The sequence below is a fragment of the Mobilicoccus pelagius NBRC 104925 genome, from assembly GCF_000247995.1.
Classification (GTDB): domain Bacteria; phylum Actinomycetota; class Actinomycetes; order Actinomycetales; family Dermatophilaceae; genus Mobilicoccus; species Mobilicoccus pelagius.
In genome coordinates, this window is the sequence record NZ_BAFE01000019.1 from 1 (window position 1) to 14,887 (window position 14,887).

The 14,887-nt window shown below is 70.1% G+C and carries 13 protein-coding genes and 1 pseudogene; 12 read left to right on the forward strand and 2 right to left on the reverse strand.

Annotated elements, in window-relative coordinates; translation table 11 throughout:
- The first annotated feature begins 230 nt into the window (after positions 1 to 230).
- The 3 genes from MOPEL_RS03165 to MOPEL_RS03175 all read left to right on the forward strand — a co-directional run bounded on the left by MOPEL_RS03165 (position 231) and on the right by MOPEL_RS03175 (position 3,984).
- Entirely contained in the window at positions 231 to 2,816 is a 2,586-nt protein-coding gene (locus MOPEL_RS03165) for a chemotaxis protein CheW (protein WP_245544700.1), read from the forward strand.
- An 87-nt stretch (positions 2,817 to 2,903) separates the two neighbouring features.
- Positions 2,904 to 3,527: a methyl-accepting chemotaxis protein gene (locus MOPEL_RS03170; RefSeq protein ID WP_009481414.1), complete on the forward strand. Its 624-nt coding sequence runs from the start codon at positions 2,904 to 2,906 to the stop codon at positions 3,525 to 3,527.
- Between the two features lie 25 nt (positions 3,528 to 3,552).
- Complete coding sequence (locus MOPEL_RS03175) at positions 3,553 to 3,984, forward strand: chemotaxis protein CheW (protein WP_009481415.1); 432 nt, start codon at positions 3,553 to 3,555, stop codon at positions 3,982 to 3,984.
- Between the two features lie 95 nt (positions 3,985 to 4,079).
- On the opposite strand, the gene rpiB is transcribed toward MOPEL_RS03175, so the two are convergent.
- Entirely contained in the window at positions 4,080 to 4,529 is a 450-nt protein-coding gene (gene rpiB, locus MOPEL_RS03180; RefSeq protein WP_009481416.1) for a ribose 5-phosphate isomerase B, read from the reverse strand.
- Positions 4,530 to 4,799: 270 nt separating this feature from the next.
- On the opposite strand from rpiB, the gene MOPEL_RS03185 reads away from it, so the two are divergent.
- From MOPEL_RS03185 to MOPEL_RS03200, 4 genes are all read left to right on the forward strand, one after another.
- On the forward strand, positions 4,800 to 6,419 hold the full coding sequence (locus tag MOPEL_RS03185) for a methyl-accepting chemotaxis protein (protein ID WP_009481417.1): 1,620 nt from the start codon (positions 4,800 to 4,802) through the stop codon (positions 6,417 to 6,419).
- A 179-nt stretch (positions 6,420 to 6,598) separates the two neighbouring features.
- Complete coding sequence (locus MOPEL_RS03190) at positions 6,599 to 6,964, forward strand: response regulator (protein ID WP_009481418.1); 366 nt, start codon at positions 6,599 to 6,601, stop codon at positions 6,962 to 6,964.
- Complete coding sequence (locus MOPEL_RS03195) at positions 6,964 to 8,112, forward strand: protein-glutamate methylesterase/protein-glutamine glutaminase (protein ID WP_009481419.1); 1,149 nt, start codon at positions 6,964 to 6,966, stop codon at positions 8,110 to 8,112. Before MOPEL_RS03190 ends, MOPEL_RS03195 begins: the two co-directional genes overlap by 1 nt.
- Positions 8,109 to 8,927, forward strand: a complete 819-nt coding sequence (locus tag MOPEL_RS03200) for a CheR family methyltransferase (RefSeq protein WP_009481420.1) — start codon at positions 8,109 to 8,111, stop codon at positions 8,925 to 8,927. The genes MOPEL_RS03195 and MOPEL_RS03200 overlap by 4 nt, the downstream gene beginning before the upstream one ends.
- Before the next feature lie 251 nt (positions 8,928 to 9,178).
- On the opposite strand, the pseudogene MOPEL_RS17050 reads toward MOPEL_RS03200, so the two are convergent.
- Positions 9,179 to 9,313, reverse strand: a pseudogene (locus MOPEL_RS17050) (ISL3 family transposase); the annotation flags it as partial.
- A gap of 638 nt (positions 9,314 to 9,951) precedes the next feature.
- On the opposite strand from MOPEL_RS17050, the gene MOPEL_RS03210 reads away from it, so the two are divergent.
- The 5 genes from MOPEL_RS03210 (at position 9,952) to fliF (ending at position 14,843) form a co-directional block, all read left to right on the forward strand.
- Positions 9,952 to 11,439 carry an alanine/glycine:cation symporter family protein gene (locus MOPEL_RS03210; protein WP_141631155.1) on the forward strand — a complete coding sequence of 496 codons (1,488 nt, stop codon included), beginning with the start codon at positions 9,952 to 9,954 and terminating at the stop codon, positions 11,437 to 11,439.
- A gap of 434 nt (positions 11,440 to 11,873) precedes the next feature.
- Positions 11,874 to 12,233, forward strand: a complete 360-nt coding sequence (locus tag MOPEL_RS03215) for a flagellar basal body rod protein FlgB (RefSeq protein WP_009481423.1) — start codon at positions 11,874 to 11,876, stop codon at positions 12,231 to 12,233.
- A gap of 23 nt (positions 12,234 to 12,256) precedes the next feature.
- Entirely contained in the window at positions 12,257 to 12,649 is a 393-nt protein-coding gene (locus tag MOPEL_RS03220) for a flagellar basal body rod protein FlgC (protein ID WP_009481424.1), read from the forward strand.
- The gene (gene fliE, locus MOPEL_RS18315) at positions 12,646 to 13,200 is read left to right on the forward strand and encodes a flagellar hook-basal body complex protein FliE (RefSeq protein ID WP_009481425.1); all 555 of its coding nucleotides are present in this window, start codon (positions 12,646 to 12,648) and stop codon (positions 13,198 to 13,200) included. The genes MOPEL_RS03220 and fliE overlap by 4 nt, the downstream gene beginning before the upstream one ends.
- The gene (fliF, locus tag MOPEL_RS03235) at positions 13,197 to 14,843 is read left to right on the forward strand and encodes a flagellar basal-body MS-ring/collar protein FliF (RefSeq protein WP_009481426.1); all 1,647 of its coding nucleotides are present in this window, start codon (positions 13,197 to 13,199) and stop codon (positions 14,841 to 14,843) included. The genes fliE and fliF overlap by 4 nt, the downstream gene beginning before the upstream one ends.
- Positions 14,844 to 14,887 lie beyond the last annotated feature (44 nt).

A 14,887-nucleotide genomic window follows, 5' to 3' on the forward strand; every position in this document is an offset into this window, starting at 1 on the left:
GTTGCCGCTCAGGGGGAGTCCCGGCGGTGCTGTCGGGGGCCGAGGTGGTGCGGGCGCCGTGGAGGCTCCGTCTCTCCCCCTATCGGCAGGGGGTCGCCCGACCTGACGACGCGCGTGGCAGACACGTCGGGTGCGGGTCTCGGCCGGGCGAACTCTCGCTCAGGTCACCGATGGTGCCGCCGATGGGTGGTCGGCACGACAATGCGACCAGGAAGGTGCCCATGGACGGCATGGAGGAGATCGTTCAGGAATTCCTCGTGGAGAGTCACGAGAACCTGGACCAGCTCGACCAGGACCTGCTCGCGCTCGAGCGGGAACCCGACTCGAGGGAGCTGCTGTCCAGTATCTTCCGGACCCTGCACACGATCAAGGGCACCAGTGGCTTCCTCGCCCTGCACACCCTCGAACGTGTCGCCCATGCCGGCGAGTCGCTGCTCTCGAAGCTGCGCGACGGCGAGATGACGCTCAACCCCGAGATGGCCACGGCCCTCCTCGAGATGGTCGACGCGGTCCGCAGTCTGCTCGGGCACATCGAACAGGACGGCAACGAGGGCGACGAGGAGTACGTCGAGCTCACCGCGAAGCTCCACGCGCTCCTCGAGGGTCGCTCGCCGCAGGCCGAGGCCGCTGCCGCCGCCGGTGGCGCCACCGCCGTCACCACGGAGACGCCCGAAGAGGCGCCCGCGGAGGCCGTCGCGGTCACCGATGTCGCCACGGCGGAGGAGGCCGCGGGTGCCGCGGGTGCCGCGGCGGCCGACGCGCCCGTCGTCGAGTCCTACCAGGAGTCCGTCACGTCGACGACCGACGGCGCCTCGACGACGACCGTGTCGACGTACGAGGAGTCGATGGCCGCGGCGGACGGTACCGCCGTCACCGTGACGACCGTCGCCACCGAGCAGCGCCCGGCCGGCGACCAGCCCGCGACGGGCGGCCCCGCCGGTGGCAGGCCGGCCGAGTCGACGCCTGCGGGCTCGACGCCCGCCCCGGCGGATGCGAAGTCCGAGGCGAAGGTCGCGGCCAAGGCCGCCGCCGACGCCCAGGCGGACGTCGCGAAGACGACGCAGAGCACCCCGAAGAAGGGCACGTCCTCCGGCCAGGGCGCCCACGCCGGCGGCGAGGAGAAGAAGCAGGTCCGTTCCGTCGCCGACAGCAGCATCCGTGTCGACGTCGACCTCCTCGACTCCCTGATGAACCTCGTCGGTGAGCTCGTCCTCTCCCGCAACCAGCTCGTGCAGCGGGCCGCGGCGAGCGACGACCAGGAGCTCCAACGCTCCATGCACCGCCTCTCCCTCGTCGCGAGCGAGCTGCAGGAGGGCGTCATGAAGACGCGCATGCAGCCCATCGAGAACGTGTGGAACAAGATCCCCCGCGTCGTCCGCGACCTCGCCAACAGCCTCGACCGGAAGATCCGGGTCGAGATGGAGGGCAAGGAGACCGAGCTCGACAAGACGATCCTCGAGGCGATCAAGGATCCGCTGACGCACCTCGTCCGCAACTCCTGCGACCACGGCATCGAGCCGCCGGACGACCGCGTCGCGAAGGGCAAGCCCGCCGAGGGCGTCCTCCTCATGCGGGCGTTCCACGAGGGCGGCCAGGTCAACATCGAGATCATCGACGACGGCGCCGGCATCAACACCGAGAAGGTCAAGGACAAGGCGGTCGAGAAGGGGCTCATCACCCGCGAGGAGGCGGACCGGATGAGCGACCGCGACGCCAACCACCTCGTCTTCAAGGCCGGGTTCTCGACGGCCGACAAGGTGAGCAACGTCTCCGGCCGTGGCGTCGGCATGGACGTCGTCAAGACGAACATCGAGAAGATCGGCGGCGTCATCGACGTCACCTCGGAGTTCGGCAAGGGCACGACGACCCGCATCAAGATCCCGCTGACGCTCGCGATCATCCCCGCGCTGCTCGTGCGCGGCAAGGACAACATGTTCGCGATCCCACAGGTCAACCTCCTCGAGCTCGTCCGGCTCGACAAGGAGCAGATGGCCGAGCGCCTCGAGACGATCCAGGGCACGCCCGTCTACCGTCTCCGCGGTCAGCTCCTCCCGCTCGTCGACCTGCGCGACCAGCTCGGCGTCGAGAAGGAGGACCACGACACGACGTTCATCGCGGTGCTCCGCGCCGACCAGCGCCAGTTCGGGCTCGTCGTCGACGACATCGAGGACACCGAGGAGATCGTCGTCAAGCCGCTCGGCAAGCAGCTCCGCGGCATCGACCTCTACGCCGGCGCCACGCTCATGGGCGACGGCCGGGTCGCGCTCATCCTCGACGCGAACGCCCTCGCCGCCCACGCCGGCATGGTCAACGAGAGCGCCGAGGCCGCGCGTCGCGCCGCCGAGGAGGCCATCGCGTCCTCGAAGGACTCGACGTCGCTCCTCGTCGTCAAGCTCAGCAACGGACGTCGGGTCGCCCTGCCGCTCGCCTGCGTCGAACGCCTCGAGGAGTTCTCGATGTCGCGCGTCGAGACGGTCGGCCCCAACCAGGTCGTCCAATACCGCGGCGTCATCCTCCCGCTCCTCCGTCTCGCCGACGACTACGGCAGCTACGACGCGATGGAGGCGCAGGACGCCTCGTTGCAGGTCGTCGTGTGCCACCACCAGGGGCACCTGGTCGGGTTCGTCGTCGCGCAGGTCCTCGACATCGTCGAGGACGAGCTGTCGATCCGTACCCACCTCGACACCGGCGGCAACCTCGGTTCCGCTGTCGTCAACGAGCACGTCACCGAGCTGCTCAACATCGACGCCACCCTCGCCGGTCTCCTCCCGCCGAGCACATCGGAATACTCCGGCGCGTTTGCCGCCGGGTACTGACCGACCCACGCATCCACGCCGGCGCGACGAGGCCCAGCCATCCCTGCACGACACCTCGGCCGACGACGCCGAGAGACGAGGAACCCCATGGCCACCCTGTTCCGACCGACGGCTGCGCCCGACGTGGCGGCGACCTCGCGGGATCCCTCCCACAGGTCTCTCGGCCTGCACGGCCGGATCCTGCTCGTCGCGCTCATCGGTGGACTCGCGACGTCGCTCGACGCCCGCCGCGCCCAGGCCGCGGGGGAGGCCGCCGCCGCCGCGCGTCAGGCACGTCTCGCGATCATCATCTCCTCGCTCGTCGCGCTGCCGCTCCTCGTGCTCCTCGCGCTGCGCATCGCGAAGGCGATCCTCGACTCCGTCCTCTGGGTGCGGAACTCGCTGCGGGCCATGAGGTCGGGCGACCTCACCGTGCCGTGCGTCGCCACGACGAACGACGAGGTCGGCGACATGGCCCGGTCCGCCGAGGACACGCGTGTCGCGATGCAGGCGATCATCGGCGACGTGAGCCCCGCGGCCTCGTCGGTCGCCGCGCCGTCGGAGGAGCTCACGGCCACGGCCACGGCCGCGGAGCTCGACCATGCGACGAACTCCGCGAGCCACCAGGCGGGCACCGCCCGGGGCTCGGCCCAGAACATGGCCCGCAACATCGACACCGTCGCCCAGCGTGCCGCGGAGCTGCAGACGCTCGTCGGCCGCTTCACCTACTGACCCGAACCCGGCGAAGGGACCCGTTATGTCCACGCAGTACTGCACGTTCCGCCTCGGCGGCCACCTCTTCGGTGTCCCCGTCGAGACGGTCCAGGAGGTGCTCCGCGAGCAGGCCCTCACCAAGGTGCCGCTCTCCTCGCGGGAGGTCTCCGGCCTCATCAACCTCCGCGGCCAGATCGTCATCACGATCGACCTCCGTGAACGCATGGGCCTCCCACAGCGGGCGGAGGGCCAGGAGGTGACGAACGTCGTCGTCCGCGCGGCGGACTCCGTGACGAGCCTCCTCGTCGACGAGATCGGCGACGTGCTCGAGCCCGACCTCGACCGGTTCGAGGCGCCGCCGGACACGGTGCCGCCCCGCGTCCGCGACCTCGTCACGCAGGTCTGCAAGCTCGACCGCGAGCTCATGCTCGTGCTCGACACGGACAAGGCCGTCGACGTCGAGGTCGCCGCCTGACCGCAGTCGTGCCGCGACCGTGCGACGACACGCGAGCCCCGCACGTCCCTCATCGGGACGGGCGGGGCTCGCGGGTGTCGCCGGCCTACGGGCGATCAGAGTTCGGTGCCGGACTCGATCTGCTCGAACAGCGCGACGCGGCCGGCGTGACGGCCGCCCTCGAAGTCGGCGGCGAGGAACGCGTCGACGCAGGCGAGGGCCATGTCGACGCCGACGAACCGTTCGCCGAGCGCGAGCATGTTCGCGTCGTTGTGGCGACGGGCCATCGCCGCGGAGTACGGCTCCGTGCACACGACGCACCGGGCGCCGGGCACCTTGTTCGCCGCGATCGAGATGCCGATACCCGACCCGCAGCAGATGACGCCGAAGTCGGCCTCGCCGTTCGTGACGAGTCGCGCCGCCCGGGACCCGTAGATCGGGTAGTCGGTGCGTTCGGGGGAGTTCGTGCCCCCGTCGAGCACCTCGTGCCCGAGGGCGGTGAGGTGGTCGGCGACGGCGGTCTTGAGGGCGAACCCGGCGTGATCCGCGCCCAGGGCGATCTTCATCGTGGCTCCTTGCCCGGCACGTGCCGGTCCGCAGGTGTGGTCCGGCCGTGGTCGGGCCGGCGTCCCGATTCTCACATCTCGCTCCGTCAGGGTCGACGCGGCTCAGCCCGGGCGCCGGGGAGCGTGCATCGGCGGGGCGCCACGGGCGCGGCGCGGCCCCCGCCCGCGGGCGACACAGTGACGACACGGCCCGATTCCCTCGTTTCGTAGGCGTATTCGCCGATTGGCAGGCGTCAGGCCACTGCTGTGCACGTCCCCTCAGGAGTCCCCGTGTCGTCCAGCTCGACCGCACCGTCGTTCCTCACCCGGGTGCCGCTCGCCACGAAGATCGTCTCGATCGGCGTCGTCGGCGTGCTGGGGCTCCTGCTCTTCGCCGTCACGACGTGGGCGGGCTCGTGGGCCTCCTCCGAGGCGTCGGAGCGGCACGAGACGCAGACCTCCCTCGCCCAGAAGGCGGCCCAGATCTCGGCCCTCGACGAGGGGCTGCGGAACGCGATGACCGTCTACGTCCTCCAGGTCAACCGGGGGGACTGGGAGGCGGCGTCGGAGACGTCCCCCGCCCGTGCGGACTCGCGCGCCGTGCACGACCGCAAGAAGGCCCTCCTCCAGGAACTCCCCACCGAGGGTGTCGACACACAGCAGGCCGACGCCGTCGTCCGGCTCAAAGAGATCGACCGCGAATTCACGCAGGCCGAGGACGAGGGCACCCGCCTCTACCTCGCGAAGGACCGCAAGACCGGTGCGAAGAGCATCGACCGTTCCTGGGCCCTGCTCGGCGAGAGCCGGACGGTGGTCCAGCAGCTCGGTGCCTCGGCGAACGCCGCGGCCCAGCAGGCCTCGGCCGACATGGACGCCGCCGCGGGGCGCCGCCGTATCGCCGGTCTCGTCGTCCTCCTCCTCACCGCCGCGACCCTCGCGACGCTCGCCCTCCTCGTCTCACGCTCGGTCTCGGGGCGGATGCGTCGCGTGGAGGAGACCCTCACCGGCATGGCCGCGGGCGACCTCACGCGTCCGACGGGTGTCGGGCCCGGCGACGAGATCGGCGACCTCGCGCGCGCCGCCGACGCGACCCGGGAATCCGTGCGGGCCGTGCTGGTCGCGATGGAGGGTGCCACCGGTGAGGTGGCTCAGGCCTCGCACCGGCTGGTCGAGCACGCGGGGGAGCTCGACCGCGGTGCGAGCGAGGCAAGCGCCGACCTCGGCGCCGTGTCCGGGTCCTCCGGGGTGATGTCGACGCACGTGCAGACGGTCGCCGCCGGCACCGAGGAGATGACCGCGTCGATCCGGGAGATCGCGAAGTCCGCCGAGGACGCCGCCGGTGTCGCCGCGACGGCCGTCGTCGTCGCCGACCGGACGAACGGCACCATCGCCAAGCTCGGTGCGAGCTCGGCGGAGATCGGCGAGGTCGTCAAGGCCATCACGAGCATCGCGGAGCAGACGAACCTCCTCGCGTTGAACGCGACGATCGAGGCCGCCCGCGCCGGTGAGGCGGGCAAGGGCTTCGCGGTCGTCGCGAACGAGGTCAAGGACCTCGCCCAGGAGACGAGCAAGGCGACCGAGGACATCGGCCGTCGCATCGAGGCGATCCAGGCCGATACAGAGGAGGCCGTCGCGGCCATCTCCGAGATCACCGCGATCATCGCCCAGATCAACGACACCCAGAACACGATCGCGTCCGCCGTCGAGGAACAGACCGCGACGACCGACGAGATGGGCCGCAACGTCCACGAGGCGGCGAGCGGCGCGACGAGCGTCTCCGACCACGTCGCCCGAATGAGCCGCACCGCGAGCGCCAACATGGACGCCTCCCGCGGCACGGCCGTCGCGGCCACCGACCTCGGCGCCAAGGCGAACGAGCTTCGCGAGATCCTCGAACGATTCCGTTACTGACGGCCCCCGGCGCCACGTGACGCAGATCCTGTCCGTCCGGTTCGGCGGGACCGCTTGAGAACGTAGCGCCTTCGCCGATGAGTGGGTGAGGCCCCCACCGCCGGTGCGGGTCACCCCCCCGGCCGCCGTACGGCGGCGACGAAGACCCCACCGGGTCGACCCGATCAGCGAGGACGACGATGCGTGCACTGGTGATCGACGATTCGCGCGCGATGCGCACGATCCTGACGCGGATGATGGAAAACCTCGACTTCGAGGTCGAGGCGGTCGCCGACGGCAGGCAGGCGGTCGACGCCGTCGAGCGCGGACCGCTTCCGGACGTCTGCCTCATCGACTGGAACATGCCCGTGATGAACGGGCTCGAGTTCATCGTCGAGATCCGCAAGAACCGCGCGTGGCGCGACATCACGTTGATGATGGTGACGACGGAGGCCGAGCAGGCGAACATCGTCCGGGCCCTCGCGGCCGGCGCGCACGAGTACGTCATCAAGCCGTTCACGCCCGAGGTCATCGAGGACAAGCTCACGATGCTGGGCCTGCTCTGATGACGGGCCCGAAGATCCGCGTCCTCATCTGCGACGACTCCATCGTCATCCGCCGCCTCATCACCGACGTCCTCAAGGCCGACGACGAGATCGAGGTCGTCGGCACCGCCGTCAACGGCAAGAACGCCCTCGACAAGCTGCCGATGCTCAAACCGGACATCATGACGCTCGACGTCGAGATGCCGGTGATGGACGGGTTGCAGACCCTCGTCGAGGTGCGCAAGCGCGACAAGAAGCTGCCGATCATCATGTTCTCCACGCTCACCGAGCGGGGCGCCGGGGCGACCCTCGACGCCCTCGAGCGGGGCGCGAGCGACTACGTCACCAAGCCGGCCAACGTCGGTTCGGTGAGCGAGTCGATGGAGGCGGTGCGCAGCCAGCTCATCCCCAAGATCAAGTCCCTCACCGGGCATGCACCGATGCCGCCGAGGCGGGCGCGTCCTGCGTTCGGCGGAGAGCCCCCACGGGGCGCGGACGCGCCGGGTGCCGCCGCCGGTGCCGCGGGGCCGGCCGGTCCGATCACGACCGCCGGGCGCTCCGGCAAGGTCGACCTCGTCGCCATCGGCGTCTCGACCGGTGGCCCCGACGCGCTCACGACGGTCATCCAGCACCTTCCGGGCAACCTCCCGGTGCCGATCGTCGTCACCCAACACATGCCGCCGGTGTTCACCCAGCTGTTCGCGCAGCGTCTCGACAGCAAGTCGGCCCTCAAGGTCGTCGAGGCCCGCAACGGCGAACCGGTGACGCCCGGCAAGGTGCTCATCGCCCCCGGCGATTACCACATGCGTCTCAAGCGGTCCGGCGACATCGTCACCGCGGTCCTCGACCAGGGGCCGCAGGAGAACTACTGCCGCCCCGCCGTCGACCCCATGTTCAGGTCGGCCGCCGAGGTGTACGGCGGCAACGTGCTCTCCGTGATCATGACCGGAATGGGTCAGGACGGGCACCGTGGTGCCGACCCCATCCTGCGGGCCGGGGGCAGCCTCCTCGTGCAGGACGAGGCGACCTCGGTCGTGTGGGGAATGCCCGGTGCAGCCGTCGCCGCCGGGTTGCCGTGCGACATCATCCCTCTGCCGCAGCTTCCGGAGGCCATCACGTCACGCGCCATGAGCGGTCGTGACGCCACTTCGAGGAGCGGGAGAGCATGAGCCTGTCCGGATCCGACGTCGACTTCATCAGTCAGATCGTTCGGGCGCGGTCGGCGATCGTCCTGGATCGCAGCAAGGAATACCTCATCGCGTCGCGTCTCGTCGCGCTCGCCCGCGAACGGGGCGACGCGTCGGTGGCCGACCTCGTGCGGGCGCTGCGGGCGAACCCGAACGGACCCGTACGCGACCAGGTCGTCGAGGCGATGACGACGAACGAGACCTCGTTCTTTCGCGACGGTCACCCGTTCATGGCGCTCTCGAACGAGATCCTTCCCGGCCTTCTCGTCCAGCGCGGACGCGAGCGTGCGCTCAACATCTGGTGCGCGGCCTGCAGCTCCGGCCAGGAGCCGTACACGATCGCCATGCTCATCCAGGAGCTCATCGGGGCCGACCCGAGCTGGCGCATCCGCCTGCTCGCGACGGACATCGACAACAAGATGCTCAAGCGCACCCAGGAGGGCATCTACAACCAGTTCGAGATCAACCGTGGCCTGCCCGCGCCGTTGCTCGTCCGGTACTTCGCCCGCAACGGGATGAACTACCAGGTGGACCCGCGGCTCCGGGCGATGATCGAGACGAAGTTCCTCAACCTCGCCGAGCCGTTCCCGCCGATGGGGCAGATGGACATCGTCTTCCTGCGCAACGTCCTCATCTACTTCGACGTCGAGACCAAGCGCAGGATCCTCCAGCAGGTCAAGAAGGTCATGCGTCCCGACGGCTACCTCTTCCTCGGCGGCGCCGAGACGACGATGAACGTCGACGAGGGCTGGGAACGACAGACCATCGGCCGCGCCGCGGTCTACCGCCCGCGCTGAGGCCTCTCCTTCACGCACCGACGCCGCGTCCACCCCTCGGGGGAGGCGCGGCGTCCGGCGTGTGCGGCGGGCAACCGGACCCGAGGGCGGGGGAGGGGTGGGCGTGCTGGACTCGGTTCAGGTGAGGCCTACTCGAAAGAACCCATCCCGACCGTAGGTTGGCCCACGTGAAGACCGCTGTGGAGGTGCGCGAGTCGTGGGAGCAGACGTGGTTGCCCTTCAATGGATACGAGATCACGGGCTCTTCCCGATCAACGGTGTAGGCGTCGTTTGAACCCACCGGCTTCCAGGAGGGATCGGGCGATGTGGTGGGTGAGGTGGTGGAAGCCCAGGGCGGTGCCGCGCAGGTGTTCGAGCCGTCCGGTGATCGCCTCTGTGGGTCCGGACCCGCATGCCCGACACCATCGGTCCTCGGCGACGACACGGCAGGCCAGCACCGCCTGATCCGGGGCCAGGTACTGCCCCACGGCCTGCGGGCCCAGGTCGTCGAGGCCGGTGAGGGTGGTCACGTCAGGGTTCGTGAAAGGTGGCGTCAGACACGTCGAGGTCTTGCAGATGGGCAGTGTGAGAGCTTCCATCTTCGAGAGACCTCGACGTCTACCTCGGCACCGACGCGCCCACCCCCACGACCCTGCCGCAGCTCGACCTACACCCTCGTCCGGGAAGAGCCGGTTGTAGACCGATGGCTCACCACGGCCTCGTCGAACGTGCTGACCCCCTGAGCCATGCGTCACCGGCTGTTCATCTCATAGATCTCCCACTGCGCAGCGGTCACTTCCTCGACCGGTCAGCGCCCCACTTCCCCGACCGCGGTCTCAGGGCGCGCCTCACCCCGCATCCGAGAAACACGAGCCGGCAGACCGCCGTGACGAAGAAGGCTGGTCGAGGGGCCGTGGCCGGTCACCGGGCGATCGCCCGGCGTGGGCGTCATGGGTGTCATGGGCGAGCCTGCGCGTACCCTGTGGGCAGCCTGGTCCGGCCCCGGAACCCGGACAGCCCACCCCATGCCCCAGAGAAGAGCCCGATGGACGCCATCCACGACCTCGTCCTCGCGATGAACGACAAGCTGACCACGTGGGGCCTCGTGCCCCTCCTCGCGATCTGCGGCGTGCTGTTCACGCTGTGGAGCCGCGGAATGCAGTTCCGCTCCGCGCGCACGATGTGGCGCGTCATCCTCGGCTCCCGCTCGGGCCAGGAGGGCGGCATCAGCTCGTTCCAGGCGTTCTGCATCAGCCTCGCGAGCCGGGTCGGCACCGGCAACATCGCCGGCGTCGCCATCGCCCTCGCCCTCGGCGGCCCCGGAGCGATCTTCTGGATGTGGGTCATGGCGCTGCTCGGCATGGCCACGGCCTTCGTCGAGGCGACCCTCGCCCAGATCTACAAGCAGCCCCACGAGGACAACACGTTCCGCGGCGGCCCCGCCTTCTACATCCAGCGCGGCCTCGGCTCCCGCCCGGCGGGCATGGTCTTCGCCGTGTGCCTCATCTTCGCGTTCGGCCTCGCGTTCAACATGGTGCAGGCCAACACGATCGCCGACGTCCTCTCCTCCGGGCACGGCGTCTCCCCGACGGTGACGGCGATCGTCCTCGCGATCGTCACGGCCGCCATCGTCCTCGGCGGCGTGCGGTCCGTCGCCCGTGTGACGGAGTACATGGCGCCGATCATGGCGCTCGTCTACTTCCTCCTCGCCGTCGCCGTCATCGCCCTGCGCGCCCCCGAGGTGCCGGGCGCGCTGCTCGACATCGTGCGGGGCGCGTTCGGCCTCGACCAGGCCCTCGCCGGCACCGGCGGCGCGATGATCGCCGCCCTCATGAACGGCGTGAAGCGCGGCATGTTCAGCAACGAGGCCGGTATGGGTTCGGCCCCGAACGCCGCCGCGACCGCGACGGTGAGCCACCCCGCCCACCAGGGCATCGTCCAGGCCACGGGCGTCTTCGTCGACACGATCGTCGTGTGCACCGCGACCGCGGTGATGATCCTCCTCGCGGGCCCGAGCGTGTACACCCCCGGTGTGACGACGAAGGAGCAGGCGGGCGCCTCCCTCACGCAGGCCGCGCTCTCCTCCGTCCTCGGCGGGTGGGTCGTGCCGGTGATGACCGTCCTCATCTTCGTCTTCGCGTTCAGCTCGGTGCTCGGCAACTCGACCTACGCCGAGATCAACATGGACTTCCTCGGCGGCGGCAAGGTCGGGCGCCTCGCGATCAGGCTCCTCGTCGTCGTCGCCGTGCTCGTCGGCGCCCTCGCGAAGCTCGCGTTCGTGTGGGACCTCGCCGACTTCGCCATGTCCCTCATGGCGCTCATCAACCTCGTCGCGATGCTCTTCCTCGGCAGGTACGCCATCCATGCGCTGCGGGATCTCGAGCGGGCGAGGAACCGCCCCGAGGACGCCCGGTACGTCCTCGACGAGCTGCCCCAGCGTCCGCGCGGCATCGTCGACGGTGTGTGGGCCGAGCACGGTTCGGCCACGACGACCGGGCACGTCGACGGCACGAAGCCGCGACCGCGCTCCTGACGTCCACGCCGCACCCCACGACCCCGTCCCGCCTGCTGCGGGGCGGGGTCGTGTGTCGTCCGGGGCCGGGGGAGACCCGGGCGTGTGCCCGCGACGACGCCGCTCGTGTGCGCAAAGCCCGCGGGCGAGATCGCCGCGACGGTGGGGAGAGGTGGGCGACGCGCGACGCTGCCGGAGTCCCGTCGGGCCACTCGCCGGCGGATCGCGTTGGGGCGTGGGCGGATTCGCCGCCCGTCACCGGTGTTCCCGCTCCCGATGCCACGTTGCATCCATGCAGGTCAGGCGGTTACCGGGCGGTGGGGAGGTCTCAGGAGCGCCCGAGCGGGGCCGATGAGGGGTGAGGCCACGGAGGGCCATGGTCACCACGGACGGACGACGGCGGGGTTCCTGCCACGACCCCGAACACAGCCCACTCCAGGGGGGAGTCGACACGCATGAGTTTCTTCATCGGCGACATGACGACGCGCACGCTCAGCGAGGCCATGACCGGTCTCTCGATGCGTCAGCGCACCATCTCCGACAACCTCAGCAACATCGACACCCCCGGGTTCCTCGCTGGCAAGGTCGACTTCGAGAGCGTGCTCAAGAAGGCGTACACGGAGGGCACCGACCCGCGAGGCATCGACATCGCGACGGCACGCTCCCTCGAGCCCACGCGCACGAACGGCAGCAACGTCAACCTCGACGAGGAGGCCGTCGCGGGCCAGGAGACCCTGCTCACGCAGCAGCTCGTGTCCCAGGCCCTCACGAACAAGTTCCGTGGCCTCCGCACCGCCATCAGCGGCTCGGCCTGATCGGGGGTGACGTCATGAGTGCCATGTTCGACGCGATGAACGTCTCCAACTCTGGCCTCACGGTCAACCGCAAGTGGCTCGACGCGGTCAGCGACAACATCGCCAACATGAACAACGTCTCGCGCACCGACGAGGCCGCGTTCCAGGCGCGGTACGTCGTCGCGAAGGCCGCCGACTACGGCAAGCCCGCCGGCACGTACGTCGCGGGCAACGTGTGGGGCAACCCGCAGGGCCGCGTGGTCGACATGCCCGACCACCCCCTCGCCGACGCCCGCGGGCAGGTGCGGGTGCCCGACATCAACCTCTCCGACCAGATGGCGCAGCTCATGCAGGCCCAGCGCGCCTACCAGGCCAACCTCGCCGCGGTGGAACGCACGAAGGCGACCTACGAAGCAGCGATCGGAATCGGTAGATGAGCATCGCCCCCATCACGCCCTCGTTCGGGTTCGGCGTCACGCCCGGGTTCGGCATCAACCCCGCCAACGGCGTGTCGGCCGCCCCGCCGCGCACCGAGGTCGACACGACCACGGCCGCCCAGGGCGTCGCCTCCTTCGGTCAGATGCTCGCCGGCCGGATCGAGGCCTTCGGGCCCTCCTCCGTGCAGTCCGTCGGTGCCACCGGCCCGGCCACGATGCCGATCACCGCCACCGGCGCCGCCGCCCCGACGACGTTCACCCGTCCCGAGGTCACCGCCGCGAACATGACGACGTGGGCGAGCGAGCCCACCGACCTCGGCCGCGGCCTCGAGTCCGGCGCGACCGGCATGGTCGGGGAGAAGCTCGGCGAGCTCGGCGCCCTCCACGAACGCAGCGACAAGCTCGCCGTCGCCGCCGCCACCGGCGACCTCAAGGACATCCACGAGTACACGGTCGCCGCCAACGAGGCCCAGGTGGCCACGCAGCTCGCCGTCAACGTGCGTGACAAGGCCCTCCAGAGCTTCAACGACATCATCCGGATGCAGCTGTGAACCAACGACTCTCCGACGCGCTCACCAAGGTCAGGACCACGTGGAGCACGTTCACCGCCGGCCAGCGTGTCGTCACGGTGATCGCGCTCGTCGTGGCCCTCGTCGGTGGTGTCGCCTTCTTCCAGTGGGCGAGCCGGCCGACGATGACGCCTGTCTTCACGAGCCTTACGAGCCAGGACGCCGGGGCGATCACCGCGAAGCTCGACGAGCTCGGCACCCCCTACGAGCTCGCCGACGGCGGTTCGACCGTCGAGGTGCCGGCGGAACAGGTGGCGAAGACCCGCATCGACCTCGCCGCCGCCGGGCTCCCCGCCCAGACGGAGAACAGCCAGGGCTACGGCCTGCTCGACCAGCAGAACTTCGCCTCCTCGGACTTCCAGCAGAAGATGGCCGCCAAGCGTGCCGCCGAGGGTGAGCTGCAGAAGGCGATCGACAGCCTCGACGCCGTGCAGAAGTCGACGGTGCAGCTCGCCCTGCCCGACGAGGAGGTCTTCACCGCCGCGCAGACGCCGACGACGGCGTCCGTGCTCGTCACCCCCAAGCCGCAGCAGCAGCTCGACACGGGCCAGGTCGAGGCGATCGTCCATCTCGTGAGCAGCGCGGTGCCGAAGCTCGTCGCGAACAACGTCACGGTGACCGACAGCACCGGCCGCCTCCTCTCGGCCACCGGTGCCGCCGGCGCCGCCAGCGCCATCGGCGACCAGCGCCTCGCCCAGGCCCAGGGCCTCTCGGCGAGCGCGCAGCAGAAGATCCAGGCGATGCTCGACAAGGCCGTCGGCCCGGGCGCCTCCTCGGTCACCGTCACCGCCGACCTCAACTTCGACGACACGAAGATCCAGGCCAACGAGTACATCCCGGCCCAGCCCGGCGCCGTCCCCGTGCAGGAGGACACCGAGACCGAGAAGCTCCGCGGCAACGGCCAGACCCCCACCGGTGGCGTCCTCGGCCCCGACAACATCACCGTCCCCCAGGGCAACTCCGGCCAGAGCAACCAGCAGTACGACACCGAGAAGCGCAAGACCATCAACCCGGTCGGCACGCGCACCACGGTGACGGAGCAGGCTCCCGGCCGTCTCGCCCGCATGACCGTCGCGGTCATGCTCGACGCGAACAAGTCCGCGGCGCTCAACCAGACCGAGATGAATCAGCTCGTCGCGGCCGCCGCGGGCATCGACGCCACGCGTGGCGACGTCGTCAAGGTCAGCCGGGTCCCGTTCGACACGCAGGCGTCCGCCGCGGCCGAGGCCGAGGCCAGGGCCGCCGCCGAGCAGGAGCGGCAGAACCAGCTCGTCGAGCTCGCGAAGAACATCGGCCTCGCGCTGCTGCTCCTCCTCGCCCTGCTCATCGGGTTCCGCAAGAGCCGCAAGAAGACGAAGACCGTCGAGATCGGCGACCTCACGTCCTACGACGCGGAACCCCTGCCGAGTGCGGGCGGTTCGACCGCCGTCCCCATGCAGGAGCTTCCGCCGGCACCCGCCGAGTACGCCCTCGAGGACGACGAGATGCCGGTCATCGAGGCCACCCCGATCGATCCGCAGTCGGAGGCCCGCACGCAGGCCCGCGCCGAGATCACCGCCCTCGTCGACGAGAACCCCGACGAGGTGGCCCGCCTGCTGCGCGGGTGGATCACCGAACGCAATTGACACCCCCCCATCGCACTGCCCTGACGAGGACGGAAAGGAGAACC

Excerpts from the sequence above, each read along its gene's own strand:
- MOPEL_RS03165 (WP_245544700.1), top strand. The coding sequence starts at position 231 with ATGGAGGAGATCGTTCAGGAATTCCTCGTGGAGAGTCACGAGAACCTG.
- MOPEL_RS03170 (WP_009481414.1), top strand. The coding sequence starts at position 2,904 with ATGGCCACCCTGTTCCGACCGACGGCTGCGCCCGACGTGGCGGCGACC.
- MOPEL_RS03175 (WP_009481415.1), top strand. The coding sequence starts at position 3,553 with ATGTCCACGCAGTACTGCACGTTCCGCCTCGGCGGCCACCTCTTCGGT.
- rpiB (WP_009481416.1), bottom strand. The coding sequence starts at position 4,529 with ATGAAGATCGCCCTGGGCGCGGATCACGCCGGGTTCGCCCTCAAGACC.
- MOPEL_RS03190 (WP_009481418.1), top strand. The coding sequence starts at position 6,599 with ATGCGTGCACTGGTGATCGACGATTCGCGCGCGATGCGCACGATCCTG.
- MOPEL_RS03195 (WP_009481419.1), top strand. The coding sequence starts at position 6,964 with ATGACGGGCCCGAAGATCCGCGTCCTCATCTGCGACGACTCCATCGTC.
- MOPEL_RS03200 (WP_009481420.1), top strand. The coding sequence starts at position 8,109 with ATGAGCCTGTCCGGATCCGACGTCGACTTCATCAGTCAGATCGTTCGG.
- MOPEL_RS03210 (WP_141631155.1), top strand. The coding sequence starts at position 9,952 with ATGGACGCCATCCACGACCTCGTCCTCGCGATGAACGACAAGCTGACC.
- MOPEL_RS03215 (WP_009481423.1), top strand. The coding sequence starts at position 11,874 with ATGAGTTTCTTCATCGGCGACATGACGACGCGCACGCTCAGCGAGGCC.
- MOPEL_RS03220 (WP_009481424.1), top strand. The coding sequence starts at position 12,257 with ATGTTCGACGCGATGAACGTCTCCAACTCTGGCCTCACGGTCAACCGC.
- fliE (WP_009481425.1), top strand. The coding sequence starts at position 12,646 with ATGAGCATCGCCCCCATCACGCCCTCGTTCGGGTTCGGCGTCACGCCC.